The sequence below is a fragment of the Filomicrobium insigne genome (assembly GCF_900104305.1).
Taxonomy (GTDB): domain Bacteria; phylum Pseudomonadota; class Alphaproteobacteria; order Rhizobiales; family Hyphomicrobiaceae; genus Filomicrobium; species Filomicrobium insigne.
Genome location: NZ_FNJC01000001.1, coordinates 215,073 through 241,147, shown reverse-complemented (window position 1 = coordinate 241,147; position 26,075 = coordinate 215,073). Strand labels below are relative to the sequence as shown.

Genomic DNA, 26,075 nt, shown 5'->3' with positions numbered 1-26,075 from the left:
CGATGGCTTCCGTCTTTGACGTGACGCTTGTCTGCTTGATCCTCGCCGTCGGAGCCTGGAGCACGTTCGCGCGGCTCACCTTTTCCGCTATCGTGATCTTCATCGTCTATGGCCTGCTCCTGTCGCTGGCCTGGGTACGACTGGCCGCTGTAGATGTTGCCCTTACCGAGGCGGCCATCGGTAGTGGCGTAACAGGCATGCTGCTGCTCAACGCCGTTGCCAGATTGCGATCAACTGATGCTGCGCCTACCCCGTCCAGATCGTCTGTAAATATCGCCGCAGGCGTCTTTTGCACATTGATCACCGCCAGCCTTGCCGGATTGGTCCTGGTTCCGCCACAGGTACCAGTATCATTGGCTCCGTCCGTGATGGAGTCCCTTGGACAAAGCGGCCTCGGCAATCCGGTTGCAGGCGTACTGTTCGTCTACCGCTCGCTTGATACGCTGCTCGAAAAGGTCGTGCTGGTCCTCGCATTGATTGCTGTTTGGTCGCTTGCGCCGGACGGCCTCTGGGGAGGCAAGCCTGCCCTTCGGCCGTTCCCGCAACGCGATAGTGTTCTTATCTTTCTTGCGCGAACCGTCCCGCCCATCGGCATCATGGTCGGCATCTACATGTTTTGGGTCGGTGCGGATGAGCCCGGCGGAGCTTTCCAAGGCGGAGCCGTTCTTGCTGCGATGTGGATCCTTGTGATGATCGCTGGGCTCGCTGCGGTGCCACCCACGAGTTCGCATGCGTTACGTTTGGCTTTGATCGTGGGGCCGGTCGTCTTCCTTGCGATCGGCATACTCGGAATTTTCCTGACGGGGACTTTCCTTGCCTATCCAGAGGGCTACGCCAAGCCTCTCATCATTGCCATCGAAGCGACGCTCACCGTCTCCATCGGCGTCACACTTGCGATGCACGTGGTCGGTCCGCCGGAGAAGGAATGGCGATCATGAACGCGATTACGATATTCGGGCTCTGCGCTGCAGCTCTCGTAGGCTTGGGGATATTCGGCCTGATCGTGAATCCGCAACCGCTGCGCAAGATCCTAGCGATCAATATTCTCGGGTCCGGCGTGTTTCTGATGTTCGGAGTGATTGCCCGGCGTGGTGCCGCAGCCGGTTTGGGAGGTGATCCGGTGCCACAAGCCATGGTCATCACGGGAATTGTCGTAGCCTTCTCCGCGACTGCATTGGCCGTCGCACTCTTGCTCCGGTTGGTTCTGGTGTCGGGTGCAGCCACTCTTGAGGCCGAAGCTGAACCCAGCGAGAAGGACGGCAGGTGATGGCGGCCGCGGAGACTTCTTCCATCGCCGGCCTCCTGCTCGTTTCAGTCCTGATTTTGCCGGTGGTAGGGATACTGGCTCAGCTTGCGCTCGGCGGCCGTTTTCTTAATTGGATTTGCCTTGCTGTTTTCCCAGCGAGCTTCGGTGTGTCCGCAGCGACATGCGCCGTTGTCTGGTCCCATGGCGAACCGCTGATCTACATCGTCGGCGGCTGGCAGCCGCCGCTTGGAATTGCACTGCGCGCCGATGGAATTTCGGCGGCGATGATGCTTGTCACCGCCATCATTATTTGCGCCGTAGCCATATTTGCACGAGTGGAGTTTACGCAGCCAAGTGGAGCCCCCGAGGCGCGCGCGCCATTCGTATTCTGGGCACTTATCCTTGCGCTCTGGAGTGCGCTCAACGCCCTTTTCCTCGGCTGCGATCTGTTTAATCTCTATGTCGCGTTGGAATTGCTGACTTTCGCCGCTGTACCCCTCGTATGCCTCAAGGGCGGAGAGGCGACGGTCAAAGCAGCACTTCGATATCTTCTTTTCGCGCTGCTCGGGTCGATGCTCTACCTCATGGGAACCGCGTTGCTGTACGGCGCCTATGGCACCTTGGACATAACATTGCTGGCGCAGCGGGTTCACCCTGAACGCGTAACCTGGATCGCAGCAGCATTGATGACGGTAGGGCTCCTGACCAAGACGGCGCTCTTCCCACTGCATCTATGGCTTCCTCCAGCCCACGCTGGCGCGCCCGCTGCGGGAAGCGCCGTGCTGTCGGCGTTAGTGGTCAAAGGCTCATTCTTCCTCATCGTTCGCCTGTGGTTCGATGCGATGCCCGGATTGGGACATACCGCCGGTCCGCAACTGCTCGCCAGCCTGGGCGCTGCCGCAATCCTGTTCGGCAGCGTCATGGCATTGCGGCAGCAGCGACTAAAGCTTCTTGTCGCGTACTCGACCGTGGCTCAGATCGGCTACCTCTTCCTGATGTTTCCACTCGCTATGGCAGCGGAGCAATCGTGGACGAGTCTGGCTTGGACCGGTGGATGGCTTCAGTTGTTTTCTCACGCGTTCGCCAAAGCGGCGATGTTTCTGGCCGCAGGGCTGATTGCCGACGCACTGGGTCATGATCGAATTAATGATCTGGGTGGTGCCGGTCGCTTGCGACCATTGACGTTCTGCACGTTTGGATTGGCGGGTCTGTCGCTGATCGGCGTTCCACCAAGTGGTGGTTTCGTCGCCAAGTGGCTGCTGCTCTCTGCATCTGTCGCAGAAGGACAATGGATTTGGGCGGCGGTGATTGTCGTCGGTGGTTTGCTGGCGGGAGGTTACATTTTCAAAGTTCTAGGTAGAGCGTTCACGGCAGGCAGCGATGCTCCTGTGATCGTCACACCCGTGTCACTATCGCGCGAGGTTGTGGCCTTCAGCCTTGCGGTAGGCGCGGTTCTGCTTGGCTTCTTTCCGTTGGAGCCGGCTGAAATTCTCCAGATTGGCCGCCCTGAAATTTTAGGGAGCACCGTGCCATGACACTGGGCGAAGTCCTGCTTGTCGCAACGCTCGCCGTCCCGCTGGTGACGCTCGTCCTCGCCTTGTCATCCGGATCTCATCGCCGCACGACGATTCTTCTGGTGCTGGCTGCCATCCCCGCTCTGCTCACGGCGCTTTTTGCGGAGAGCGGCACAACCGTTGTTCTTCCCCAAGCTTTGCTTAGCTTGGTGCTGTCGCTCGACCTCCCCGGACGATTGCTATTGGGCGCCGCCGCCCTGCTTTGGATCGCGACGGGCGCATATGCTGTACTGTCCCGCCGGGGACGGGAGAACGACAACCCGTTCCCCATCTGGTGGCTGGCGACGATGACAGGCAGCTTCGGCGTCTTCATCGTTGCCGATCTGGTCGGCTTCTACCTGTTCTTCACCCTCGTTAGCCTGTCCGCATATTGGCTGGTGGTCGATGACGGAGCACCACCGGCAAAACGCGCAGGCGCGGTGTATGTGTCTTTCGCCCTCCTCAGCGAAGCCTTTCTGCTCTTGGCGTTCGTGCTCCTAGCCGTCGCGACGCGAAACGACAGCTTCCTCATCCGTGATGCCGTGGCGGCGATTTCCACGTCACCGCTCCGTGACCCCGCGATGGCGTTTTTAGTTCTCGGCTTCGGAATAAAGATCGGGCTCGTCCCATTCCACGTTTGGATGCCATTGACCTACGCGTCTGCGTCTATTCCGGTCGCTGCGGTCCTGAGCGGCGCGACTGTGAAGGCAGGAGTGATCGGCCTGATCCGTTTTCTACCATTCGGCGTGCCGCTGCCGGGGTGGGGTGAGACATTGACGGCCCTCGGATTCGTGTCAGCGTTTTACGGCGTCCTCATCGGCATCACACAAACTAATCCAAGAACAATTTTAGCCTATTCAAGTGTGAGCCAGATGGGGCTCATTGCAGCCGTGCTCGGCATGGGTCTCGCCACAGGAAATTCCATCACGCCAGCGGCCGCCGCCTTCTACGCGATGTTTCATATTCTCGCCAAGGGCGGACTCTTCCTCGCGATCGGCGTGGCCCAAAAGACGAGGCATCGCACCGAATGGACGGTGCTGTTGCCTGCCGCCGTAGTTGTGCTGGGGTTTGGCGGCTTTCCAATGACAGGCGGTGCCATCGCGAAATACGCGATCAAATCCCCGCTGGGTGATGGCGACGTAGCGATGCTTGCTATGGTGTCGGCTGCCGCCAGTACGCTGTTAATGCTGCACTTCCTGCGGTGTCTGCGAGCCAGCAGGTCACACGAAACGCGAACGACTTCGGCCGCGGAGCAATCCTTTATCTGGCTTGCGATCGTGGTCGCCGTCGTAGCGCTACCGTGGGCGCTCTATCCCGCCGTGATACAGGCGTCCGCGCATGATGCGTTATCATTTGATGCGCTGTGGAAGGCCACGTGGCCCGTATTAATCGGCGTGTTACTTTTTGGAGTTCTTGGTCGCGCGCCACGCATTCTTCCGATGATCCCACCCGGAGATATAATCGTACTTCAAAGCTGGGCTTGGAGCGGCGCTAAAGCGCTGGGTGATGCTACGGAGCGCATTGACGAGTATTTGCGGCGATGGTCCATAGCTGGGAGCTTACTGCTCGTCGTGACACTAGCTCTCATCGGCTCGTTCTACGTCGGTCGCTAACGAGCGAAACGCCATCAAAGTGTAACGTTTGAATTGAGAGACGGGGACCGTTCTCGACGCATAAATCCGTGTGCAGCACGAAAATGTGAACTCATTTGCAGAAGCATTGTGCAGGTTCGAATTTTCGCACTTGAAGATGCCGATACGTTCCCCACGTGCCTCATGCTGAATAACAGCTGCCAAGCGGCTCCAATGCATGTCGAGGTATTCTTATGAAAATTGATCTTTCCGGAAAAACTGCGGTCATCACAGGGTCTACTGCGGGCATTGGTTTCGCCATAGCCGAAGGGCTTGCGAAGGCCGGCGCTACGGTGGTGCTAAATGGTCGGAAACAGGAGGTTGTCGACGCAGCAGTTAAACGTCTTGCCGGGCTTGGAGAAGGTGCGCAGATCCGCGGAGTCGCAGCCGACCTGGGCACGCAGGAAGGTTGCGAAAAGCTCATCGCAGCCGAACCGTCGTGTGACATCCTTGTAAACAACGTCGGCATCTTCGGCCCTCAGGATTTCTTCGAGACTCCAGATAGCCAATGGCAACGCTTCTTCGACGTGAACGTGATGTCAGGCGTACGCATGTCACGCGCTTACCTCCCCGGAATGTCCGACCGCAAATGGGGGCGGGTGATCTTCATATCGTCTGAATCCGCCCTCAATATTCCCGCCGATATGATCCACTACGGTTTCACGAAAACGGCAAACCTCTCTCTATCCAGAGGCCTTGCCAAACGCATGGCGGGCACGGGCGTAACGGTGAACGCGATTCTGCCGGGCCCGACACTTTCGGATGGGCTGGAGGAAATGCTGAAGAAGGCGGACACGGGCTCTGGAAAACCTATCGAAGAGCAAGCGGCAGAATTCGTAATGGAGCATCGCCCCAGCTCAATCATCCAGCGCGCGGCGACCGTCGAAGAAGTTGCCAATTTGGTCGTCTATACCGCTTCCCCACAAGCCTCCGCGACCACCGGTGCGGCCCTCCGCGTTGACGGGGGAACCGTCGAGACGATTGCCTGATCACGACGTAGAGAACGATAAAAGAGATGAAAATGCGCGGTCTAAAAATTCTGCTTGCATGTCTGGCGTTGGGAGCGGTATCGCCTGCCGCCGCTGATCCAATGCTAACGGGTTTCGCGTATCCCTTCCCAGTCAAGCGATTCACGTTTGAATCTCAAAAGCAAGAACTCTCCATGGCCTACATGGACGTGGCGCCATCAGGGATCGGCAATGGTCACACGGCCGTCCTGTTGCACGGAAAGAACTTCTGTGCTGCGACGTGGGAATCCACCATCCGCGCGTTGCGCGAAGCCGGCTTCCGCGTCGTTGCTCCCGATCAGGTGGGATTTTGCAAATCCACAAAGCCGCAGAGATATCAGTACGGCCTCCATGAGCTTGCAACGAATACACACAGGTTGTTAGAGGCAATCGGTGTGACCAATCCCATCATTATCGGTCATTCGATGGGCGGAATGCTCGCATTCCGCTACGCGCTTATGTACGGCGACGAAATGAGCGCACTCGTCACGGTCAATCCCATTGGCCTTGAGGACTGGAAAGCTAAAGGCGTTCCGTTCGTATCAATCGACGAACTCTACGCCGGCGAATTGAAAAAGACGGGCGCTCAGATCAAGGAATACCAGCGGACAACCTACTACGATGGGCAATGGCGGCCTGAGTTCGATCGCTGGGTGGACATGTTGGCAGGCATGTATCAGGGCGAGGAGGGCGCAGCTGTCGCGTGGAACCAGGCCCTGACCTCCGACATGGTTTTCAATCAGCCGGTTGTTTACGAGTTCCCGAATATCCGGGTCCCGACGTTGCTGCTCATGGGCGCCAAAGACAACACAGCAATCGGGAAAGCGCGTGCGTCGGAAGCCGTGAAGGCCGAGCTCGGCAAGTACGAAAAGCTGGGGCCGCGTACGGCAGAAGCAATACCCAACTCAACGCTCGTCATGTTCGACGACCTTGGGCATTCCCCTCAGGTACAAGAGCCTGAAAAGTTTAACCAGACGCTCATCGAGAACCTCGAAAAGATTCTAGCTCAAAAAGAAAAGTCGAAGACTGCAAAGTAGCTCGCACGATCAGATTAGAATGCGCGCATGAGTGTCTGGACGCGTTGAGCATCCTGACGTGAGAGTTCAGAACCAATTTGCTGTGAAAGCCTTGCTTCGCGGTCGATAGGCCAAAGCAACATGAGTCCAGCGACGGCGATGGCGACCAAGACGGCAGCAAGCACACCCTGCCGATCGATTGTGGCCGTTTCGTTCGCGAAGGAGGCTTTGCTAAACATGGGTACGAGTAACTCCGTGAATTGTCCCGCCAGATGCCTGACGGCTTAAGTGCGCTAGGCAACCTTCCCGCCTGCGGGTTACCAAACTATTAATTTTTCAAAATGCGCCGTTCGGGCTGAATGAAGCGTGGCTTGAGGTAGACCTCTCAGGCGACGCTCGAAGTGCTCGATGTCTTGCTGTTCCATTTGGCGAAGAGCGGTTCGAGTTCGCCTGCTGGCAACGGACGGCTGATGTGATAACCCTGAGCTTCCAGACAGCCGAGCGTGCGCAAGTATTTGAACTGCTGCGCGGTTTCGACTCCCTCGCCCGTCACCGTCATATTGAACACTCGACCGATCTTGATGATCGCGCGGACAATGACGTTGTGTTCTGGACGCTTGTTGAGTTCAGAGACAAAGGAACGGTCGATCTTGATCTTGTCGAAGGGAAAACTCATCAAGTAAGCCAACGACGAGTATCCCGTTCCGAAATCATCCATTGCTGTCCGAATGCCTGCTTTGCGGAGCTTGTGCAGGATTGCCAAAGTATCGGTACTGTCATCCAAAAGCAGAGACTCGGTGATCTCGAGTTCCAGTCGTCCCGGGCTGATGCCAGCCTCGAAAACAGCATCAAGGACCGTCTCAAAGAGATTAGGATCTTTGAACTGCTCAGCGGAAAGATTGACGGCAATCTTGATATCGTTTGGCCACTGCGCCGCTTGCTTGCATGCCTCGCGCAATGCCCAGGCACCCATCGGAACGATTAGTCCCGTTTCTTCGGCAACGCTGATGAACTGATCCGGTGGAATTAGCCCCTTCTTAGGATGGCGCCACCGCATCAGCGCTTCGAAGCCGCAGATCTTGTTCTGACGGAGATCGACGATCGGTTGATAATGGAGTTCAAGCTGGTCTTGCTCCAGCACACTGCGAAGCTCCAACTCGAGCCGACGCCGCACCTCAATCTCATCCGCCATCTCTTTGTGGAAGAAGCGATATGTCCGGCGACCACCCGTCTTTGCGGCATACAGCGCAAGGTCGGATGCGATCATTAATTCGTCAGGATCTAGTCCGCTCTCAGAGCCAATCGCGATGCCCACACTAGCAGTGACAACGATCGTATGGCCCTCAACCTCGAAGGGCTGCGTGATAACCTTGATTAAGGTCTGCGCCAACGCTTCTGCGGAGGAGCGGTCTTTGACTGAAGGTACGAGAATAGCAAATTCGTCACCGCCAAGTCGGCAAACGAGATCAGCCTCGTTTACGACGGAGCGAATACGGTGGCCAACTTCAATGAGAAGCGCGTCACCTACCGGGTGCCCCAACGTGTCGTTGACCGTCTTGAAGTGATCCACGTCAAGGGTAAAGATTGCGAATGAATGGTCGGTGCCGTTGTCGGATCTGCCAAACAGTGACGTAAGGCGTTCGAGTTCGTCTCTGAAAACACGACGATTGGGAAGCGTTGTCAGAGTGTCTTGAACGGCCAGCCGCGACACCTCGAGCTGATTACGCACGTTTCGTGCGACAGCGGCGCCAATGCCCAGCGTTAGGATGAGGCCGAGCAGGAAGTTGCCCACACGACCGTTCCGAATGTCGGCATAGATTTCATTCTCTTCGATGCTCATTGTGACAGCGAGGGGATATCCACGAACTTTGCGGAAGGTCACGAGCCTGCCGGCCTCGCGATCGATGAAATCTCCCGCGCTGCGTTGATGCAGATTCCGAAGGAGCTCGGAATGCGAGAGGTTTTCTCCGAGTTCGTAAAGGTCTGATACCGGCCCGCCGCTCGCACGTACAATCCCATCCATGCCCACGATCGAGATGAAGGTCGTGTTTCCGAATTTGATAGACCGATAGAATTCCGTGAAGTGCTCGGGGTTGAGCGAGGCCACAACAACGCCCCCAAAGGAGCCGTCCGGCTTCAGAAACTTCCGGGTGATCTGAACAGACCATTTTTTACTAACGCGTCCAACGACTGGTGCGCTGATATAAAGCTCGTCATTCAGGTTATTGACGTGCGCGCGATAATGCGCGCGATCGCTCAGATCCTGCTTCGGTGCTGGCTGTGGCCCTGCGCTTGAAGCATGCATGATGCCGTTTTCATCCATGATTGCGACCTGCACGATGAGGTCGCTCAGGATGTCTTTACTGGCTACAAGATTGTGCAAGTCGACCGAACTGTAGTTGTTCTCGATCACGCGGCGCATATACAGCACAGATTTGTCGACTTCCTTGATCGAGCGTAGGACGTTCTCCTCGAACAGTCGGATGATGTTGTCCTGGATCCTTCGCGTTTCTGCGTAGGCGCTTGAGGACGCCTCGTAGTCGCGCATGACGAGGCCGCCCCAAATCACAGCCACCATTGCAAGACCGAGAAAGGTTGGCCCGCGCCAAGCTGCCTTAACGAAATTGCTCGCGAGATTTGATTTGCTCCGCGAGCGAGCCACTCCGCCTGATGTCGAGGGGTCTGGGCGTGACAGATCAGCACTCACCGCGCTGCGATCGTCGGCAGGGCCAATATTGATCGGCTCCTCCGGCTTTCTCCCCGTGGGATTTTGCTGTTCAGACATAAGACTGCCACGTTCAAATTACTTCCAACTCACAAAAGTAGGTCTCAAGGATTTGAAAGTAGTGAATACTGTGTTGCTATCGGAATTATAGTTAATATTGAATTTACAAACGCGTCAGTCTGGTTGAACGCCATGGCGAACGGCCAGGATATATTCGATTATTCGGGGTTTTGTATGATTTGATGATAAGTTCGAGTGGGGCGCTGTATAGCTTCACTAGAACAAGTGAGCATCTACAATACAATGCCTCTCTCGCTCCGAAATAAATACTCCCTCTTGTAATGAGGTCGGTTTTTATGCAGAGGTCCGCCATCACGTCTCAACTCGTATGACGTGGGTTGCGTTGGGGGGAATGAAGCGGAATGGATCCGGTCTTGTTGGCCGTAGCCGCGTTCGGGTTGTTCTTTGCAGGGGTCGTAAAAGGCACAACGGGGATCGGCTATTCGTCTTGCGCCTTGCCGTTTCTTGTCCCGGTGGTGGGTCTGCAGACAGCGATTGTTTTGATCGTGATGCCGGCCATTTTGAGCAACGTGTTCGTCGCGCTCAACGCAGGTCACTTTCGCGAGATTGCCGCGCGCTTCTGGCCGCTCTACCTCGCAACACCAATCGGTATAGTTGTTGGGATCGCCTTCCTATCGTCCATAGATCAGCGTCTTGCGATCGCGGTGCTCGGCTCAGTTATCGTCGCGTATGCGGTCATCTCTCTCGCTCAACCCAACCTCTCGCTGAGAGAACCTTGGGATCGCATTCTCAACGCGCCTGTTGGTTTCTTCACAGGCCTGCTCACAGGCTTGACGGGGTCCCAGGTCATGCCGCTGCTTCCTTACATGATGGCACTGCATCTGGAGCCAAATCGATTGATACAGGCGATTAATCTCGCCGTCACGATTACGTCCATCTTTCTCGGAGCCGGTCTTATGCTGTCCGGCCTTATGGACATTCCAACTTTGGCTCTTTCGCTGTTTGCCGTAATTCCCGCTTTAGTCGGAGTTTCGCTGGGTAACCGCGCGCGCAATCTTCTGCCCGTGCTTTTCTTCCGAAGGTTGATGCTTCTGGTTTTGCTCGCAATAGGGATTATGTTTATTTTGCGAGGTTGAACTCATTTCGGCATCTGAGGTAGTTAACAATTCATGAACCACGGCTTGGTGCTCGTCCCTTTGCGGACTGAATACATATAGAAAATGGGTAGATTTGAAGGGAAAAGATCCCTTACATCACTGCCGTTAAACGTAACAAAAATAGAAGATCCAAATTCCTGTTCGACGGCTTGTCGCTCGATCATATTCTGCCAATAGTATTCTTCCGCGCCTTCCCGGACGGAGGCCTCACCCTTATACCACTTTCTAGCACTTCTTTCGAGTTTCATAAGAAGATCATCAGAAACGGGTGGCGTTTCTATCGGCGGCTCAAGTCCGAATTTTGCGACAGCGTCGCTCAGTCTGCTGGTTGTAAAGGTTTGGAATGACGATAAGGCTGCGTCTTCGACTTCGAGAAAATATGCATCGATCGCGTCCGGATCATGGCCATTCAGTGTAGCGTGCGTGTCCGTAAATAGCAGGTGGATCCGCCCTCCTGGCGCATAAACCGCAGAAATTCTTTGACTCATACGATCGAGGAAATCGAGGCACTCTCGCTCCGAGTCCGTTATGTGATTCCGTAAACCTTTGCCCCAATATAGAACGAAAGGTATTGGCCGACGTTTTTCCACCGCAAGAGCGATGAAGTTCAACATAAGATCGGTATTCGACGGTTGTTCCCGTTTGAATGACCACGTGTTGAAAGTCTTTAAAATTTTTTCGGCATTCACGATTGTACTCATTACGTTTGATAGGGTGCTCAGAAGTGTTTCCCAATCGATTGGCACGCGTAAACAATGGTTACCCCAATTGCAAGACCATAGAGGTGTGTATTGCAAGAGCGCGCTGGGAGGCGCTATTTGTCTAAATTATCGATTGAGGGATTGGATCACTCACTTATGTGATGTTGATGGAGTAAGATGCGAGCTATTGTCGAGTTTTCTCGCCCTTAAGTGAGCGTCGTCGGTCAATGATCCTAATCACCGCACGTGTGCTGAGCAATAGGATAAAGAAAAACTCAGGCTTGCTTGACACCGTGGGCCAAGCGACTACGGTCGCTGCCGCAGGAACTTATGTACACATCGGTTCATGACTGAAGCATAAAGGTCTTGGTGCGGCTAAAGGCCATCGATGAGCGTGCCCAAATATCCCCGTGTCCTGCCATGCGGCGATGCCGCAATCACCGTAGAATTCGGCGACATCATCGACGATGAGGTGAATGCACGTGTATTAGCATTGGACGTAGCGCTATCCGAGGTCCGACTTCCCGGTGTGACGGAGACAGTACCGACCTATAGGTCGCTGCTCGTTCATTACGATCCTATAGTCATTGGGTTCGATGAGTTGAAGGCGCGCGCCCTCGCACTCGCTGGTGAGAGGCGTCGGTCGAACCGACCCACACGTAGATGGCGTATACCAGTGGTCTACGGTGCAGAATATGGCATCGATCTCGAATTCATCGCCAATAACGTCGGACTTTCTGTAGACGAAGTGGTCGCCTTTCATTGTGCCGGGACATATCGAGTGTTCATGCTCGGTTTCATGCCGGGCTTCGCATACCTGGGTGGTCTCGATCCTCTAATCGCAATGCCGCGACGGCGAGAGCCACGTCAGAACGCCCCCCCTGGCACGGTTTCGATTGGCGGCATACAGGCCGCTGTGCAATCTGTCCCTGGTCCGAGCGGCTGGCACTGGATTGGCCGAACTCCGCTTCGGGTTTATGCACGTGACCGTGAGCCCATGTGCCTCTTGGAGCCGGGTGATCATGTGCAATTCTTCGCCATTAGCGCCGAGGAATGGGACACATACGCTGGCCGGTGTGAGCAGTTCGTAGAGTACGAAGTCGCATGATCGGTCTTCGTGTAATCGATCCCGGCTACATGTCCGTGCAGGATGCTGGAAGGTTCGGAGCGCAGCGGTACGGTCTGTCTCCAGCTGGAGCAATGGATCTTTTTTCGTTGGCGGTAGCGAATGCCTTGCTGCGCCAGAAGGCAGCATCCGCGGCAGTCGAGATTGGTCCCTTTCCAGCAACTCTGTCGGTTGTGGGAGGCCCCGTTCGGCTCGCGCTTGCCGGAGCTGACCGCAAGATTCTCATCGATGGTGATGAGGCAAAACTCAACACGACACTTTTGGTTCAGGAGGGGACCAAAGTCAGCCTTGGGGCGACGCGCTTAGGTATGTTTTCTTACCTCGCCTCAGAGGGCGGGATCGATGCGCCTGCACAACTCGGGAGCCTCTCGGTAGAGGTGCGCGCGTCTTTTGGAAGCCCATATCCTCGCCCGTTACGTGAAGGGGACTTCATTCCGTTGCACGCTGCGAGCCTAGCGCACGCTGAGCAGTACATTGCGCTCGAGGCTCCGCCCCACGCGCCGATTCGCGTCGTCCTTGGGCCGCAAGACGACTACTTTTACAAGGAGACCATAGAAAGTTTCCTACGATGCAGATGGACCGTCTCTCCAACGTCAAACCGCATGAGCTATCGTTTGGACGGCGAAGCTTTGGCACATGCCAAGGGTTATAACATCGTCTCTGATGGCATTGTTATGGGGCACATCCAGGTATCAGGCGCCGGTCAGCCGTTGGTCATGCTCGCGGACCGAGGCACCACCGGCGGCTACCCTAAAATCGCAACGATCATCACTGCGGATCTTGGCCGCTTCGCGCAAATTCCTATCGGCGGGGGCGTCACTTTTGAAAAGGTTTCGGTTGACGAGGCACAACGTGTCGCGCGGGAGTTCAGTCGCGAAATGCAGGCGCTGCCAAGCCGGGTTCGTACGCAAAACGCAACAATCAGCGATTCAAAACTCCTGTTGAGGCTGAATCTGGCTGGTGATGCTGTTGATGCCTTAGCTGACGCTGCCGAGCAATAATCGCACGACGGGACGGAACAGCCTCCTTTATCTTACAGACAATGTCGTGCTGAGACATGTGAGTCCTTGGCGTTACAGGGGACACTCAAAATTGAGACATACCCCGGTATTTTCATTTTCTTAGATTGCGTTTGGGGCCCGTGTTTCAACAGGCTGTCTGTTGCTGGCGGTCAATTTGAACTAGTGTAAGAACCTGAATGCTGAGTCGCTTAAGAGCGACAGGAGACATGTGCGATATGTCCGCTCAAAGACTGCTATGATCTCTACACTATGTCAGAACCGACGTGCGAAACGTGAAGGGCCCGTCCGGTGGAAGAAGGGCGTGGCCGTTGCTTGCTCGCTCGTCCTATTCCCTGTGTCCTTATTTGCCGAACGCTCTGGAACCAAACTCGGAATATTGACGACGAACCCAGGTGTTTCGATGGCTGATGCTGTCGCATCGATCGGACAGGTGACCTTCCGTGATTGTCCGGATGCCTGTCCTGAAATGGTCGTGGTTCCTCAGGGTAGTTTTGCGATGGGCTCTCCCGCAAAAAAACGAGAAGCCTTGAACAGCGAACTAGGTGAGTTCTTCGCCAACGAAGGCCCTCGCAAAGTTGTAACTATCGCAAAGCCGTTTGCCGTGGGCGTCTTTGAAGTGACATGGGCCCAGTGGGGAGAGTGCGTGGCTGAAGGTGCCTGTAATGGCGCCGCGCCAGAGGCAACCGGCGGCGATAACGGCTGGGGTAAGGGAAAACACCCTGTAATCGAGGTCTCCTGGCATCACGCGAAAACCTATACTGCTTGGTTATCGGAAAAGACGGGTTACAAGTACCGCTTGCTGACAGAAGCGGAGTGGGAATATGCGGCGCGCGCGAAAAGTCAGACGAACTTTTCGTGGGGTGAGAAGGTTGATCGCGCTAAGGCGAACTGCAACGGTTGTGGTAGTAAATGGGATAATCACCAGACTGCTGAAGTCGGCGAGTTTCCCCCGAACGATTTCGGCATCTATGACATGCATGGAAATGTCGCAGAATGGGTCGAAGACTGCTGGGAGGATAGCTACGAATCTCTCCCGAGTGATGGATCCGCGCGCACAAAGGACAAATGTTTGTTGCGCGTCGTGCGCGGCGGCGCTTGGAACCTTCGGCCCATGTATTTGCGGTCAGCCGCTCGGGACTGCTACCACCCGGGCGATCAGTTGAACACCGTAGGCTTCCGTGTGGCCCGGACGATTTCCACAGAGAACGACTAGGATTGCTTGAAGGTGGCAAGTTATTTCATGTCTTTGATCGCGCGGCGAGCTCCCGCCTCAGAGCTTTAACTGTTTCGAATTGCTTCGTAGCGTCGCGCAGGATTGCAGCGATGCCGATCATTCTTCCTTGGTCATCGAAGTACGGCAACATCGAAAATTCAACGGAAATACGCGAACCATCCTTCCGTAAGGCGGGAACCGAGAGTAGATCACCCGACCCGTAGCGGGTATGCCCGGTAGCCACCGTTTTTTCATAACCATCCCAATGCCGTTGCCGCAGGTTTTCCGGAATGATAATATCGAGAGATTGTCCCAACGCTTCAGATGCAGTGAAGCCGAATATGCGCTCCGCGCCAGCGTTCCAATAGACAATGCGGCCGTCTTTCCCAGCATAAAGGACCGCATCCGGAATATTTTCGACGAGCGCACGTGAAAAGTGGTCGAGGTCGAAGCTGTCGAGCGATTGATCGGTCATGAGGAGATCCGCCCTAGTTGAGGGGTGTCGCAATCGTTCGTGCTACGCGTCTCCGTTATTATGGTGTCCATGGCTATATCGTGTGGTTGCGCGACAAAGTCTGGACACGCGAACATGTCAAAGCCGATACCGATCGCGTAGGGTCGCGGCTTCAAGCTGGCGAGCGTGCGGTCAAAGAAACCGCCACCATAACCCAGTCGGTAGGAACCGCTGAATCCCACGAGCGGAGAGATGACAACGTCTGGCGTTATCTGTTTCTTGATTGCAGGCACCGGTATGTTCCAAACACCGCGCACCATCGGATCTCCCATGGCCCACTCCCAATATTCCAGCGGTGCTTTCTTCTCGACGACGACCGGTAAAGCGAGTTTGATCCCGGAGGTTTTCGAGAGCTGGTTGGCCCAGTGACGGACATCTATCTCGCACTTGATGGGCCAATAAAGGCCGAGAACACGACAATCGAGCGTGCGGAACTCACGGTCAAGATTTGCGATAACGTGCTCGGACAGTCGCTCACGCTCAGCCACGGAAAGTGCATTGCGCTGGGCGAGAATCCGTTCCCTCGTTTCGCGTCGCCATGCCCGAGTTGGATCTGTTGTCATCATCGGTCCTGTTACTCAGGTTGTTGGGAGGCAGGCGCTAACGGTGCCCGAAGTGGAGGTATAACGCTTTCACCGCGATGCATGGCTATGCCGAGTTGAAGCGATTGCGCGATGCGTTCGGAGCGATCCACGAACAATGCAGCCGCCGCTGGCGGGCAGATCATTTCCGCTGAGCTCTTGAAGAGCTCAAGCCAACGCGCAAAGTGGGCTCCTGTAATTTCAGGAATGCCCGTGTGGACAACCATCGGTTGCCCTTTGTACTTTCCGCTCATCAAGGTGACCGAGGACCAAAATGCGCTAAGCTTGCGCAAATGCTCGGGCCAGTCGTCGATGGCCTTGTTGAAGATGGGACCGAGCATTTCATCGCGCCGCACTCTTGCGTAGAAGTGCGACACAAGTGCCTCTATCATTGTCTCGGTAATACCCACCGCAACGCCAGGAGCCATCGGATTCGGTGATTTCTGCATGGCTTTAACGTCCACAATAAGATATATGTGAGATGCATCTTATAGCGTGAGCCAGCCAAAGCAATCGCTCTACGACAACATTTACGGATCTCCCCATGCGACTAACGGTCATGTCGGACTATTCATTGCGGGTTCTGATGTACCTCGGCGCGAAGCCGGAGCATCGGGCAACGATCCAAGAGATCGCGTCGGCCTACGGAATTTCCGAAAACCACCTGATGAAGGTCGTGCATGGACTTGGGCGACAAGGGTTCGTTGAAACAGTTCGTGGGCGTGGCGGCGGCCTGCGCCTAGCAAGGCCGGCGGACAAGATTAAAATCGGAGACGTGATAAAAGCCGTCGAAGATGACTTCGCATTAGTCGAGTGCTTCCGCGACGAAAATGTTTGCCGCATATCGAACGTCTGCCGCCTTCGAGGCGTACTCAGGCTCGCACTCGAAGCGTATTTTCGGGTGCTCGATGATTGGACCGTTGCAGATCTCGTGACAACACCAACGAATTTGTTCGCATTGTTAAGTGATCTGCCATCGTCTTCGGAACCTGCGACACGCCGATGACGGGGGGCGACGCGCCATGACGCTTGAAACACGGTTGACCCGTAGCCTGTCTTTGGAAGTTCCGATCATTTCCGCGCCGATGGCATTTGCCGCGGGCGGTCGGTTGGCCGCTGCAGTCAGCGCCGCAGGTGGATTGGGGCTTATCGGTGGAGGTTATGGGGACGAGGCATGGCTGCGCAAGCAGCTCGCATGTGTGCGGCCCAACAGCATCGGCTGCGGTTTTATAACGTGGTCGTTGCAAAAGCAGCCACACTTGTTGGATCTCGTGCTGGATCACAAGCCGAAGGCGATCTGCTTGTCCTTTGGAGATCCGGCGCCATTCGCCGAGCATATCAAGAAGGCGGGCGCGCTTCTGATATCCCAAGTACAGACGCGTCGCGATGCCGAACATGCCATAGAGTGCCAGGCTGATGTCGTGATCGCTCAGGGTTCGGAAGCGGGAGGACACGGCCAACTACGAGCAACTTTCACCCTTGTCCCCGAGGTTGCGGACCTGATCGCGGCGAGATCGCCGGAAACCCTGTTGTGCGCGGCAGGCGGGATTGCCGACGGGCGTGGCTTGGCAGCTGCGTTGATGCTTGGCGCCGATGGTGTTTTGATCGGGTCCCGGCTTTGGGCATCGTCCGAGGCTGACGTCGGCCCACGTATGCACGAGGCAGCGCTTGCCGCAGGTGGTGATGACACCGTACGCTCCCAGCTCATGGATATGGCGCGTCGCCTTGAATGGCCAAGCCGCTATACAGCACGTGTTCTCAAAAACACGTTCATCGAACGTTGGCAGGGGCGCGAAGATGAACTGATGGCGGTCGCCGAAGAGGAAGCCGACCGCTATCGAGCGGCCTGGTCCAACGACGATCCCGATAACGCCAACACCTTCGTCGGTGAAGTCGTCGGATTGATCGATCGGGTCGCCACGGCTGGAGAGATTATCCAAGATTTAGTGGCAGGCGCGGAGGCTCGATTGGCTTCGGCGGTGCAGCATATCGGCGGTCAGGCCGCCTAAGTTTTAACAGGCGGCCCTTCGATGCGGGCCATGCTGACAAATCAGCGCGGCCTTAGAGTGCTTCCGGAAAAGTGGGAACCGGTTTTCCGACAAGAATCACGGCTAAACAGAGAGTTAGGGTGTTTCCACGTTTCAACGAGAAGCGGAATTACCCTAAGGACGCCCATTGACAGTGCAACCGCACTTCGCCCATGCTCACAAAATGTTCTGTCCAGCTGCTTTCCATTTGAAGCTTCCTGCCGAAGGTTCCGCCGCCGCGGGCCTCTAGCCCCGGCTTGGCCGCCGTGCGTCGCTTTCAGGCCGGGGCATGTCCTCAAAATTTCCGCACCCTTAATGACAAGCTTTCCGAGCGCTAATCGCCGCTCGACCTCCTCCCCACCTTGTCCGAACGTCCTGGACTGCAAAACACGGAATTCTGGCGAATGTCGAACTTAATGCCCCATCCCGGCCGTTCCATTCAGTTACTGCCCGGCCCAACACCCGTGCCTGAACGCATTTTGGCAGCGATGTGCCGTGATGTTCTCGACCACCGAGGTCCGGTATTCCAGGAACTCGGGTTGAGTGTTCTCAAGGAGATGCAGACTGTCTTTCGCACGAAAGACCCAGTCATCATCTATGCCTCGTCAGGAACGGGCGCTTGGGAAGCAGCAATCGTAAACACGCTGTCTCCCGGTGATCGGGTTCTGACTATCGAGGGCGGCCACTTTGCTGCGATGTGGACCGGAATGGCGAGGGATTTCGGCCTGATCCCAGACGTAATCCCGACAGACTGGCGAACGGGGCCAGACCCGCAAAAGATTGCCGAACATCTCGCGAAGGATAAAGAGCACGCCATCAAGGCGGTCTTTGTCGTTCACAATGAAACCTCGACGGGTGTTCGTGGCGCGATCGCCAAGGTACGGGAAGCGATGGATGCCGTAGGGCACCCCGCGTTGCTCATGGTCGATGCGGTCTCCTCGCTTGCAGGTATGGACTACCGGCATGATGAATGGGGCGTGGACGTTTCCGTAAGCGGATCACAGAAGGGGCTTATGCTTCCGCCAGGGCTCGCCTTCACCGCAATCAGCGAGCGCGCACGCGCGGCCACAGAAACCGCGAAGATGCCGCGGTACTACTGGTCGTGGACGAAGATGCTTGCACAGAACAAGGAGGGCTATTTCCCCTTCACCCCCGCCACCGGCCTGCTCCACGGCCTCGCCGAGAGCATCGCGATGCTCAAGGAAGAGGGCTTTGATAACGTCTTTGCGCGTCATGAACGGAACGCGGAAGCCGTGCGCCGTGCCGTGTGTGCATGGGGTCTCGATGTCTGGTGTCTCGATCCGGAAAGCTATTCACCAGCCGTCACAGCAGTAGGCATGCCGGAAGGGCACGATGCGACAGCGTTCCGCAAGCTTGTCTACGAGCGCTTCGATGTCGCCTTGGCGATGGGCCTCGGCAAACTCGCGGGCAAGGTCTTCCGGATTGGCCACCTTGGGTCCGTCAATGACGTAACGTTGCTCGGCGGCTTGACAGCTATCGAGCGTGCTTTGGCGATCGCAAAGGTTCCCCACAGTTCTGGTGGTGTTGCCGCCGCGATGGATTATCTCGGCTGAGACAATCACGCGCACAGACTTTTTCTTGTGCGTCCTCTAGCAAAAGATGTATCGAATAAGCATCTTTAATGGGCTGGCTTGTGCGTAAACGCGTCGGCCCATACGTGGAGGCAGGATCAGATGACCTATGTCGTCACCGAAAATTGCATCAAGTGTAAGTACACGGATTGCGTAGAGGTCTGTCCCGTCGATTGCTTCTACGAGGGCAAGAACATGCTCGTCATCAATCCCGACGAGTGCATAGATTGCGGCGTCTGTGTCCCCGAGTGCCCCGCTGAAGCAATCTTTCCAGACAACGATCCAGCGGCCACGGAGCACTGGCTCAACGTCAATCAGAAGTACTCCGAAGTCTGGCCAAACATCACGGCCAAAAAAGACCCCATGCCGGATGCTGATGCCCAGAATGGCCAGCCCGACAAAGCGGCGGACCTGTCACCCGAAGGTGGTCAAACCGTCGAAGCTTGACGATAAAATCTTACCAATTTCGGAAAACGTGAGGCCGCGAAGCGACCCCTATTTGGGCATCGCGGCTTTCGCTTATTCGTTGTCGCCTTTAGTGGCCCGCATACAAGCACACTTGGCCTTTCGGCGTTGTCTCTCCATAAATGGATGATATAACATCCGTTGCGAGTTGAGCGACAGGGCAAAGCACTGCGAAAAAGCAGGCAAGTCAGCGGTGGGCGGATTGGCTTCCGATGTCGGTTTGAAGAGGTTCACCGGGTTTCCAAAGGCCGGCATACCCCTGTCGCATTCCTCGTCTTAGTCTTCAAACGCCTTGAGCCAGGAGGAATACCTTTATGCGCACTTCGACGATCTACGGCGCCACGATCTTATCGGCAATGGCCGTAATGGTGAGCAACGTGCACGCACAGCACCGTGAGTTGGGCGCGCATGAGCACGGACAAGGCATCTTGAACATCGCAGTCGAAGGCCAGCGCGTAAGCATGGAATTGTCTGCCCCCGGTGCCGATATCGTAGGGTTCGAGCATGACGCCACGACGGACGACCAAAAGGCAGCACTCAAGACGGCAAAAGAAAAGCTATCTGAGGCCCTGTCATTGTTCCGTCTGAGCGGGAAGGCCGGGTGCAAAGTCGCCGAGACGGAAGTCACCTTCCAGACGGAAGAAGACGGTGATCACACGGACCATCATGAGCATGCAAATGATGGTGTCGCAGGGCATGATGATGCGCACAAGCATGAGGCCCATGCCAAGGAACATGAGCACGACCACGATCACGCGGATCACAACGACAAGCAGGCACACCACGCGGAATTTCGCGCCACATACAATATTAAGTGCGAAACCCCTGCGGCTCTAACCGGCATTGCTTTTGGCTATTTCGACGTGTTCAAGAATGCACAACGCCTCAAAGTGAATGTCGTGACCGATAAGGGGCAAACATCATTGCAGGCGACACGCGAAAAGCCGGAAGTTAGCTTGAGCGGTCTGATGTAAGCGAAATTGAGCGTTTGCGACTTCCAAAAAAGGAGAACGACGTTGAGCAATGCGACGCGCGAGCCCGCCGAGCCGGACGTTGTCCGGATTTCAGGGCTGCACTTCACGTGGCCAGGGCGTCATTCATTCTCCCTTACGATAGAAAATTTCTCGGTTTCGCGCGGCGAACGCCTCATGTTGATTGGGCCGTCGGGAGGTGGGAAGTCGACATTTCTCAGCCTGCTTGCCGGGATACTGACGCCGCAGCGCGGCAGCATCGAAATTTTAGGAACGGATATCACGCGTCTGTCTGGACCGGCGCGTGATCGTTTTCGCTCGGAGCACTTCGGCATAATTTTTCAGATGTTCAACTTGCTCCCATATGGGTCGGTGATCGACAACGTCCTCCTACCCCTGCACTTCTCGAAGAGTCGCCGTGAGCGCGTGCGTCGTACCGGCAAACCGGAAGTGGAAGCGCGACGTCTCCTCGAGCACCTTGGACTGGAGCCCGCGCTCATCAGTGGAACGTCGGCCGCGAGCCTCAGTGTAGGTCAACAGCAGCGCGTCGCGGCGGCGCGTGCGCTGATTGGCATGCCGGAGGTGGTCATCGCGGATGAGCCGACGTCGGCGTTAGACCGAAGCCGGCAAACCGATTTCCTCAAATTGCTTTTCGCCAATGCCGAGGCCTCCGGTTCCACGCTCATCATGGTTACACACGACGAAAGCTTGAGTCCCCACTTTTCGCGTGTTGTGCGTTTGGATGACATCGCCCAGACAATGCGGGAGGCGGCATGATCATCGCGCGTCTCGCATTTCAGTCCCTCAGAAACCGGTGGCTCACGGCAACGCTGACGGTTCTCGCGATCGCCTTCAGCGTCATGCTACTCCTTGGCGTTGAGAAAATTCGCAACGGCGCACGCGACAGTTTCGCCAATACGATTTCCGGCACGGAGCTCATCGTTGGCGCTCGCAGCGGCAGCCTGCAGTTGCTGCTGTATTCGGTTTTCCGGATCGGCAATGCCACCAACAACATCACCTGGCAGAGCTATTCTGACATCGCGAGCCACCCGGATGTCGCCTGGATCGTGCCCATTTCCCTTGGCGACAGTCATCGCGGTTTTCGCGTGCTCGGCACCACGAAAGACTATTACGAACACTATCGCTTCCGTGGAGGAAACCGCATCGAAGTCGCCAGCGGCAAACTGGGAGAAGACCTCTTTGACACGGTGATCGGGGCGGACGTGGCAGCCCAGTTGGGCTACAAGGTCGGCGACAAAATCGTGATTGGCCACGGTCTCGGCTCGGTGTCGTTCTTGGAGCATGAAGACAAACCATTCCGCGTTGCTGGGATACTCGCGAAAACAGGTACACCCGTCGACCGTACGGTGCACGTTAGCCTTGAGGCGATCGAAGCCATTCATGTTGATTGGCAGAGTGGTGCACCGGTTCCAGGCCAAACCGTCTCAGCAGATCAAGTGCGTGCGATGGACCTCAAGCCGAAGGCCATTACCGCAGCTCTTGTGGGATTGAAGTCAAAGCTCGCCATCTTCCGTGTTCAACGCGAGATCAACGAATATCCCGACGAGCCCCTCTCGGCCATTCTGCCTGGAGCCGCGCTTCAGGAACTCTGGGGCCTTGTTGCAATTGCCGAGACAGCATTGGCCGCGGTATCCGCCATGGTCGTCGCGACGGCCCTACTGGGAATGCTGACCATGATCTTGACCGCGCTGAATGAGCGTCGCCGGGAGATGGCCATCCTGCGCGCAGCTGGCGCGCGCCCGGTCACCATTCTTGGATTGCTGGCCGCAGAAGCCGGTATGTTGACGGCTGCCGGTGTGGCGACAGGGACCGTGTTGCTTTACGCAGCTTTGTTTATTCTGCGCCCCATCTTGGACCGCGAGTATGGTTTGAACCTGTCAATCGCACCGCCGACGACAAGCGAAGGGCTAACGCTCGCTGTTATTGTTTTGGCGGGTTTTATCGCTGGATTGGTTCCCGCCATGCTGGCGTATCGACGCTCACTCGCGGACGGCATGACGGTTCGGATTTGAAGAGGACTAGAGAGCATGGCACGTTTAACGGCAGCGTTACTCGCCGTCGGATTGGCGCTCATGGCAGTGGCGGAGCCACAGGCTGCGCAATCCCCGCGTGATCTTAAGTGGGCCCAATTAGTCCCACCCCAGGCCGTGAAGAAGCCCAAGGAGCTAAAGCCCTTCTTTGGACAGCGTGATGATGCGGCCGACACGCAATCGCTCGCCGATGATGCTCCCCCACCTGCTTACATTCCCGAGGGCAAGTGGATGTCGCGCGCCCGCAAACAGCGCGGTGGTCCACCGGCACTTGTCACGGAATTTGACGGTCAGCGTGTCCGTATCGGCGGCTATGTCGTGCCCTTGGATTTCGAAGCAACCAGCGTCACCGAGTTTTTGCTGGTTCCGTTTGTCGGGGCCTGTATTCATGTGCCTCCCCCGCCTGCCAACCAGATCATCTACGTGAAGACGACAGAGGGCTTCAAAGTTACGGATTTGTTCGATCCGGTTTACGTCACCGGCAAGATGGAAGCGAAGATTGCTTCTACGGGACTTGCCGAAGCCGGCTACACGATAGATGCGGACTCCGTCGTCATGCGTACGGAATAACGTCCCCTGAGGAAACCGTGCGTTTCCTACATCCGGGCAGTCGGTGGCAGCACGAAGCGTTGACCCGTCTTCCCCACGACGTTGGTCGTAACCGGGCAGCGGTACACCGCCGACAGGAGGTCGTCGCGAAAGACCTCGTCGGTATTCCCTGCCGCAGTGATGCGTCCTTGAGACATCAGGATCATCGTGTCAGCGAAGGCGGCGGCTAAGTTGAGGTCATGCAGAACCGCCAGCGCAACCCAGCCCTGTGCCACGCGCCGGCGCACCTCGTTCAAGACCTTCACTTGATGCATAAGGTCGAGATTTGATGTGGGCTCATCCAGCAATAAAATCGGAGCTTCTGTTCGGTTGTTTTCAGCCGACGACAACTGACATAGCGCACGCGCTACATGCACCCGCTGACGTTCTCCACCAGACAGCTGCGTATAAATCCGATCCTCAAAGCCCGACAGGCCAACGTCTTCAAGTGCGCGATAGGCAGCTACAAGCCTGACGGCGGACGGTTGCCCAAAGCCGGGCACCGTAGCGCCAAGCAATACGACCTCGATGACTGAGAACGGGAACGACAGATGCGTGGACTGCGCGACAACGGCCCTGCGCGCTGCAAGAGACGCTGCGCTAATTGAGCCGAGCTCCACGCCATCCAACAAGATTTGCCCGAAGCTGGGTTTAAGCTCGCCGGTGAGCAGCTTCAACAGGGTCGATTTGCCCGCTCCGTTTGGCCCGATAACCACGTTGAGACGACCTGGGGCGAGAGCCACGTTGACCTCCTCAACGATAGTACGGCCCTTAATATCGTAGCTGACGTTCCGGCACTCGAGCATCTGGCCTACTCCACACCACCGATGCCGCGTTTGAGCACGAGATGCAAAAAGACGGGCGCGCCGATAGCAGCCATTACGATGCCGATGGGGAGTTCGGCTGGGCGCACGAGCATCCGCGCGAGAATATCGGCAAACACCATCAGCGTACCGCCGACAAGTGCGCTGGCAGGCAGAACAATACGATGATCGGGACCTGCGATAAGCCGGACGAAATGAGGCACAACAATCCCGATGAACCCAATAACGCCAGCGACCGCGACCGCCGCGCCGACGCAGGCCGCGGTCGTGACGACCACAAATTTTTTGGTCGCCTCGACGTTGATTCCGAGGTGAAACGCTTCCGCTTCGCCGAGAAGAAAACCGTTGAGACCACGAATAAGCCTGGGAATCGCGAAGGCGATGAGGATAGCGAAGGGCGTGACAGCGATGACCTTAGGCCAGCTCGCTCCGGAGAGACTGCCCAGCGTCCACAAGGTCAAATCGCGCAACTCGCGATCATCGCTGACGTAGGCGATAAGCCCACTCATGGCCCCTGCTAAAGCGCCAATTGCAATGCCGGCCAACAGCAGGGTGCCGATCATCAATTGTCCATGCCGGCCGGCAACTGCGACCAACATCCAGGTCGTGATCACACCACCGAAAAACGCGGAGATGGGGAGCGCGTAGGGACCAAACGTGCCAATCCAGGGTGCCGCAAATTCGTTACCCAGAGCGATCGTTGCCACCGCAGCGAGGGCGGCGCCTGATGACACACCGATCAGGCCCGGATCGGCAAGCGGATTACGAAATAGTCCCTGCATCATTGCGCCCGCAACGGCCAGTGCTGCTCCCACGAACAGACCCAAAAGCGTACGAGGAAGGCGGATCTCAAGCAGCACTAGGCTGTGCCGAGCCGCAGTCGCGTCGTCATCCGAGCCTGCAAGCCAGTGCTGGATCGCATCAGGAAGTGCAGCGAGAGTAATTCCCGTAGCGCCGATTGAGAGCGAGAGCACGACAACGATGGCAAGCGAGAGCCACGCGCAGATCATAAGCATTCGTGCTGTCGATGTTCGTGCATCGCGCGGCACGGATCTTTCCATCGGGGTAGCCGGGACGCTCATTAATTGGCCTGTACGCGGGGAGATCCGGTGCCGCCTTCGGCCTTGTCATAAAGCTTCGTCATGAGGTCCCGCGCTGCGGCCGGCGTACGAAGACCAAACCCGAGCAGATAGGATCCGTCCATGACGATGACGCGGTTGGCCTTGCCGGCCGGGGTTGCGCGAACGCCCTTTAGATCGAGAATGTCTTTGTGCGCATCGTGGCCGTCACCACGCAGCATCATGAGGATTACGTCAGGGGCCAGTTCGATGATCGCTTCATCAACGAGCGGCTTGAAACCCGTAACCGACGCCGCGGCATTCTCACCCCCTGCCAGTTTAATGATCGCATCCGCGCTCGTTCCGGAACCGCCGACGAGGGCGCGGCCGTTCTGTGCTGATAAAATGAAAAGGACGCGCATGGGCTTGTCGACCTTTTCACGATCCTTGGCCAGCGAAGCAAAGTCTTCGTTTATGCGCGCGACAAGCGCCTTGCCTTCACTCTCCGCGGACACGGCAGCCGCGATGGAGGTAATCTTCTGATTAATGCCATCCGTGCTGTTCTCATCGGAAATTTCAACGTAGGGGACCGACGACGACTTGAGCGCCTGGACAACCTCAGCTGGTCCGGCAGAGGCCGATGCGATGATGGTTGAAGGATTGAGGGCTAGAACCCCTTCAGAAGAAAGCGCGCGCATATAGCCGACCTTCTTCTTTTCCTGCAGTACAGAAGGTGGGAACTGACTCGTCGTATCGACGGCTACGATTTTGTCACCCCGGCCGAGCGCGTAAAGGATTTCCGTTACATCCCCGCCGATTGAAACGATCTGGGATGTATCAAGGGACGACTTCGCGTCTTTTGCGTCTGCAGCGGCGTGGATTTGTCCGCCAAGCATTGGAGCAGCGAGCAGAAACGCTGAGACAGTCGCCACGATAGCCCGCGAATACCGGCCGTTAAGAGTTGTTCGCGCCGTCATCGAAGTCTC

At 56.5% G+C, this 26,075-nt stretch carries 27 protein-coding genes; 18 read left to right on the top strand and 9 right to left on the bottom strand.

The annotated features are described in order from the left end of the window. Positions 1-2: 2 nt before the first annotated feature. The 6 genes from BLS30_RS01155 (at position 3) to BLS30_RS01130 (ending at position 6,474) form a co-directional block, all read left to right on the top strand. Entirely contained in the window at positions 3-938 is a 936-nt protein-coding gene (locus tag BLS30_RS01155) for a hydrogenase subunit MbhD domain-containing protein (protein WP_244512338.1), read from the top strand. Continuing rightward, positions 926-1,267 (top strand): NADH-quinone oxidoreductase subunit K, encoded by a 342-nt coding sequence (locus BLS30_RS01150; RefSeq protein ID WP_348270686.1) that lies wholly within the window; start codon positions 926-928, stop codon positions 1,265-1,267. Before BLS30_RS01155 ends, BLS30_RS01150 begins: the two co-directional genes overlap by 13 nt. Next, positions 1,267-2,781 (top strand): complex I subunit 5 family protein, encoded by a 1,515-nt coding sequence (locus BLS30_RS01145; protein WP_090226021.1) that lies wholly within the window; start codon positions 1,267-1,269, stop codon positions 2,779-2,781. The genes BLS30_RS01150 and BLS30_RS01145 overlap by 1 nt, the downstream gene beginning before the upstream one ends. Beyond that, on the top strand, positions 2,778-4,412 hold the full coding sequence (locus tag BLS30_RS01140; RefSeq protein ID WP_090226018.1) for a complex I subunit 5 family protein: 1,635 nt from the start codon (positions 2,778-2,780) through the stop codon (positions 4,410-4,412). The genes BLS30_RS01145 and BLS30_RS01140 overlap by 4 nt, the downstream gene beginning before the upstream one ends. A 212-nt stretch (positions 4,413-4,624) precedes the next feature. Further along, positions 4,625-5,419, top strand: a complete 795-nt coding sequence (locus BLS30_RS01135) for an SDR family NAD(P)-dependent oxidoreductase (RefSeq protein WP_090226016.1) — start codon at positions 4,625-4,627, stop codon at positions 5,417-5,419. A 26-nt stretch (positions 5,420-5,445) separates the two neighbouring features. Then, positions 5,446-6,474: an alpha/beta fold hydrolase gene (locus tag BLS30_RS01130; RefSeq protein WP_210183981.1), complete on the top strand. Its 1,029-nt coding sequence runs from the start codon at positions 5,446-5,448 to the stop codon at positions 6,472-6,474. 14 nt (positions 6,475-6,488) lie between these two features. Here the strand turns inward: BLS30_RS01130 and BLS30_RS01125 are convergent, their stop codons facing one another. After that, on the bottom strand, positions 6,489-6,692 hold the full coding sequence (locus BLS30_RS01125) for a hypothetical protein (protein WP_046478147.1): 204 nt from the start codon (positions 6,690-6,692) through the stop codon (positions 6,489-6,491). Between the two features lie 146 nt (positions 6,693-6,838). Continuing rightward, positions 6,839-9,238: a bifunctional diguanylate cyclase/phosphodiesterase gene (locus tag BLS30_RS01120; protein ID WP_090226011.1), complete on the bottom strand. Its 2,400-nt coding sequence runs from the start codon at positions 9,236-9,238 to the stop codon at positions 6,839-6,841. A gap of 362 nt (positions 9,239-9,600) precedes the next feature. On the opposite strand from BLS30_RS01120, the gene BLS30_RS01115 reads away from it, so the two are divergent. Next, positions 9,601-10,335 carry a sulfite exporter TauE/SafE family protein gene (locus BLS30_RS01115; protein WP_046478148.1) on the top strand — a complete coding sequence of 245 codons (735 nt, stop codon included), beginning with the start codon at positions 9,601-9,603 and terminating at the stop codon, positions 10,333-10,335. Positions 10,336-10,358: 23 nt separating this feature from the next. Here BLS30_RS01115 and BLS30_RS01110 read toward each other — a convergent pair whose 3' ends face one another. Then, entirely contained in the window at positions 10,359-11,045 is a 687-nt protein-coding gene (locus tag BLS30_RS01110) for a hypothetical protein (RefSeq protein ID WP_139165273.1), read from the bottom strand. Between the two features lie 400 nt (positions 11,046-11,445). Between BLS30_RS01110 and pxpB the strand changes: the two genes are divergently transcribed. From pxpB to BLS30_RS01095, 3 genes are all read left to right on the top strand, one after another. Beyond that, entirely contained in the window at positions 11,446-12,165 is a 720-nt protein-coding gene (gene pxpB / locus BLS30_RS01105) for a 5-oxoprolinase subunit PxpB (RefSeq protein WP_046478150.1), read from the top strand. Beyond that, positions 12,162-13,184 (top strand): 5-oxoprolinase subunit C family protein, encoded by a 1,023-nt coding sequence (locus BLS30_RS01100; RefSeq protein WP_046478151.1) that lies wholly within the window; start codon positions 12,162-12,164, stop codon positions 13,182-13,184. Before pxpB ends, BLS30_RS01100 begins: the two co-directional genes overlap by 4 nt. 322 nt (positions 13,185-13,506) lie before the next feature. Next, positions 13,507-14,418 (top strand): formylglycine-generating enzyme family protein, encoded by a 912-nt coding sequence (locus BLS30_RS01095; protein ID WP_170832384.1) that lies wholly within the window; start codon positions 13,507-13,509, stop codon positions 14,416-14,418. 25 nt (positions 14,419-14,443) lie between these two features. Here the strand turns inward: BLS30_RS01095 and BLS30_RS01090 are convergent, their stop codons facing one another. From BLS30_RS01090 to BLS30_RS01080, 3 genes are read right to left on the bottom strand one after another with little or no spacing between them, the layout of a single operon-like run. Next, positions 14,444-14,893 (bottom strand): PAS domain-containing protein, encoded by a 450-nt coding sequence (locus tag BLS30_RS01090; RefSeq protein ID WP_046478152.1) that lies wholly within the window; start codon positions 14,891-14,893, stop codon positions 14,444-14,446. Beyond that, the gene (locus tag BLS30_RS01085; protein ID WP_090226006.1) at positions 14,890-15,498 is read right to left on the bottom strand and encodes a 5-formyltetrahydrofolate cyclo-ligase; all 609 of its coding nucleotides are present in this window, start codon (positions 15,496-15,498) and stop codon (positions 14,890-14,892) included. The genes BLS30_RS01090 and BLS30_RS01085 overlap by 4 nt, the downstream gene beginning before the upstream one ends. A gap of 8 nt (positions 15,499-15,506) precedes the next feature. After that, the gene (locus BLS30_RS01080) at positions 15,507-15,962 is read right to left on the bottom strand and encodes a group III truncated hemoglobin (protein ID WP_046478154.1); all 456 of its coding nucleotides are present in this window, start codon (positions 15,960-15,962) and stop codon (positions 15,507-15,509) included. A gap of 95 nt (positions 15,963-16,057) precedes the next feature. Between BLS30_RS01080 and BLS30_RS01075 the strand changes: the two genes are divergently transcribed. The 8 genes from BLS30_RS01075 (at position 16,058) to BLS30_RS01040 (ending at position 23,189) form a co-directional block, all read left to right on the top strand. Then, positions 16,058-16,519, top strand: a complete 462-nt coding sequence (locus BLS30_RS01075) for an RrF2 family transcriptional regulator (protein WP_046478155.1) — start codon at positions 16,058-16,060, stop codon at positions 16,517-16,519. A 16-nt stretch (positions 16,520-16,535) separates the two neighbouring features. Then, positions 16,536-17,522: an NAD(P)H-dependent flavin oxidoreductase gene (locus BLS30_RS01070; RefSeq protein WP_046478156.1), complete on the top strand. Its 987-nt coding sequence runs from the start codon at positions 16,536-16,538 to the stop codon at positions 17,520-17,522. A gap of 422 nt (positions 17,523-17,944) precedes the next feature. Continuing rightward, complete coding sequence (locus BLS30_RS01065; protein ID WP_090226003.1) at positions 17,945-19,114, top strand: pyridoxal-phosphate-dependent aminotransferase family protein; 1,170 nt, start codon at positions 17,945-17,947, stop codon at positions 19,112-19,114. A 120-nt stretch (positions 19,115-19,234) separates the two neighbouring features. Continuing rightward, positions 19,235-19,579, top strand: a complete 345-nt coding sequence (gene fdxA / locus BLS30_RS01060; protein WP_046478158.1) for a ferredoxin FdxA — start codon at positions 19,235-19,237, stop codon at positions 19,577-19,579. A 332-nt stretch (positions 19,580-19,911) separates the two neighbouring features. Beyond that, positions 19,912-20,571: a zinc uptake protein ZrgA gene (gene zrgA, locus BLS30_RS01055; RefSeq protein ID WP_090225999.1), complete on the top strand. Its 660-nt coding sequence runs from the start codon at positions 19,912-19,914 to the stop codon at positions 20,569-20,571. 42 nt (positions 20,572-20,613) lie between these two features. Continuing rightward, a complete protein-coding gene (locus BLS30_RS01050) occupies positions 20,614-21,345 on the top strand; it encodes an ABC transporter ATP-binding protein (protein ID WP_090225996.1) in 732 nt (243 codons plus the stop codon). Further along, positions 21,342-22,601: an ABC transporter permease gene (locus tag BLS30_RS01045; protein ID WP_090225993.1), complete on the top strand. Its 1,260-nt coding sequence runs from the start codon at positions 21,342-21,344 to the stop codon at positions 22,599-22,601. The genes BLS30_RS01050 and BLS30_RS01045 overlap by 4 nt, the downstream gene beginning before the upstream one ends. A 15-nt stretch (positions 22,602-22,616) precedes the next feature. Beyond that, positions 22,617-23,189, top strand: coding sequence for a DUF3299 domain-containing protein (locus BLS30_RS01040; RefSeq protein ID WP_046478161.1), 573 nt, complete (start codon positions 22,617-22,619; stop codon positions 23,187-23,189). A gap of 26 nt (positions 23,190-23,215) precedes the next feature. Here BLS30_RS01040 and BLS30_RS01035 read toward each other — a convergent pair whose 3' ends face one another. From BLS30_RS01035 to BLS30_RS01025, 3 genes are read right to left on the bottom strand one after another with little or no spacing between them, the layout of a single operon-like run. Beyond that, positions 23,216-24,013, bottom strand: coding sequence for a heme ABC transporter ATP-binding protein (locus BLS30_RS01035; protein ID WP_046478162.1), 798 nt, complete (start codon positions 24,011-24,013; stop codon positions 23,216-23,218). 5 nt (positions 24,014-24,018) lie between these two features. Continuing rightward, the gene (locus BLS30_RS01030; RefSeq protein ID WP_244512337.1) at positions 24,019-25,113 is read right to left on the bottom strand and encodes a FecCD family ABC transporter permease; all 1,095 of its coding nucleotides are present in this window, start codon (positions 25,111-25,113) and stop codon (positions 24,019-24,021) included. Next, on the bottom strand, positions 25,113-26,066 hold the full coding sequence (locus tag BLS30_RS01025; protein ID WP_046478163.1) for a heme/hemin ABC transporter substrate-binding protein: 954 nt from the start codon (positions 26,064-26,066) through the stop codon (positions 25,113-25,115). The genes BLS30_RS01030 and BLS30_RS01025 overlap by 1 nt, the downstream gene beginning before the upstream one ends. Between the last annotated feature and the right edge of the window lie 9 nt (positions 26,067-26,075).

Bases quoted from the DNA above. Each gene is read 5' to 3' on its own strand.
- BLS30_RS01075 (WP_046478155.1), top strand. From the start codon at position 16,058: ATGCGACTAACGGTCATGTCGGACTATTCATTGCGGGTTCTGATGTAC.
- BLS30_RS01085 (WP_090226006.1), bottom strand. From the start codon at position 15,498: ATGATGACAACAGATCCAACTCGGGCATGGCGACGCGAAACGAGGGAA.
- fdxA (WP_046478158.1), top strand. From the start codon at position 19,235: ATGACCTATGTCGTCACCGAAAATTGCATCAAGTGTAAGTACACGGAT.
- BLS30_RS01035 (WP_046478162.1), bottom strand. From the start codon at position 24,013: ATGCTCGAGTGCCGGAACGTCAGCTACGATATTAAGGGCCGTACTATC.
- zrgA (WP_090225999.1), top strand. From the start codon at position 19,912: ATGCGCACTTCGACGATCTACGGCGCCACGATCTTATCGGCAATGGCC.
- BLS30_RS01155 (WP_244512338.1), top strand. From the start codon at position 3: ATGGCTTCCGTCTTTGACGTGACGCTTGTCTGCTTGATCCTCGCCGTC.
- BLS30_RS01140 (WP_090226018.1), top strand. From the start codon at position 2,778: ATGACACTGGGCGAAGTCCTGCTTGTCGCAACGCTCGCCGTCCCGCTG.
- BLS30_RS01135 (WP_090226016.1), top strand. From the start codon at position 4,625: ATGAAAATTGATCTTTCCGGAAAAACTGCGGTCATCACAGGGTCTACT.
- BLS30_RS01040 (WP_046478161.1), top strand. From the start codon at position 22,617: ATGGCACGTTTAACGGCAGCGTTACTCGCCGTCGGATTGGCGCTCATG.
- BLS30_RS01045 (WP_090225993.1), top strand. From the start codon at position 21,342: ATGATCATCGCGCGTCTCGCATTTCAGTCCCTCAGAAACCGGTGGCTC.
- BLS30_RS01130 (WP_210183981.1), top strand. From the start codon at position 5,446: ATGAAAATGCGCGGTCTAAAAATTCTGCTTGCATGTCTGGCGTTGGGA.
- BLS30_RS01065 (WP_090226003.1), top strand. From the start codon at position 17,945: ATGTCGAACTTAATGCCCCATCCCGGCCGTTCCATTCAGTTACTGCCC.
- BLS30_RS01030 (WP_244512337.1), bottom strand. From the start codon at position 25,113: ATGAGCGTCCCGGCTACCCCGATGGAAAGATCCGTGCCGCGCGATGCA.
- BLS30_RS01145 (WP_090226021.1), top strand. From the start codon at position 1,267: ATGGCGGCCGCGGAGACTTCTTCCATCGCCGGCCTCCTGCTCGTTTCA.
- pxpB (WP_046478150.1), top strand. From the start codon at position 11,446: ATGAGCGTGCCCAAATATCCCCGTGTCCTGCCATGCGGCGATGCCGCA.
- BLS30_RS01100 (WP_046478151.1), top strand. From the start codon at position 12,162: ATGATCGGTCTTCGTGTAATCGATCCCGGCTACATGTCCGTGCAGGAT.
- BLS30_RS01070 (WP_046478156.1), top strand. From the start codon at position 16,536: ATGACGCTTGAAACACGGTTGACCCGTAGCCTGTCTTTGGAAGTTCCG.
- BLS30_RS01125 (WP_046478147.1), bottom strand. From the start codon at position 6,692: ATGTTTAGCAAAGCCTCCTTCGCGAACGAAACGGCCACAATCGATCGG.
- BLS30_RS01120 (WP_090226011.1), bottom strand. From the start codon at position 9,238: ATGTCTGAACAGCAAAATCCCACGGGGAGAAAGCCGGAGGAGCCGATC.
- BLS30_RS01080 (WP_046478154.1), bottom strand. From the start codon at position 15,962: ATGCAGAAATCACCGAATCCGATGGCTCCTGGCGTTGCGGTGGGTATT.
- BLS30_RS01150 (WP_348270686.1), top strand. From the start codon at position 926: ATGGCGATCATGAACGCGATTACGATATTCGGGCTCTGCGCTGCAGCT.
- BLS30_RS01090 (WP_046478152.1), bottom strand. From the start codon at position 14,893: ATGACCGATCAATCGCTCGACAGCTTCGACCTCGACCACTTTTCACGT.
- BLS30_RS01025 (WP_046478163.1), bottom strand. From the start codon at position 26,066: ATGACGGCGCGAACAACTCTTAACGGCCGGTATTCGCGGGCTATCGTG.
- BLS30_RS01115 (WP_046478148.1), top strand. From the start codon at position 9,601: ATGGATCCGGTCTTGTTGGCCGTAGCCGCGTTCGGGTTGTTCTTTGCA.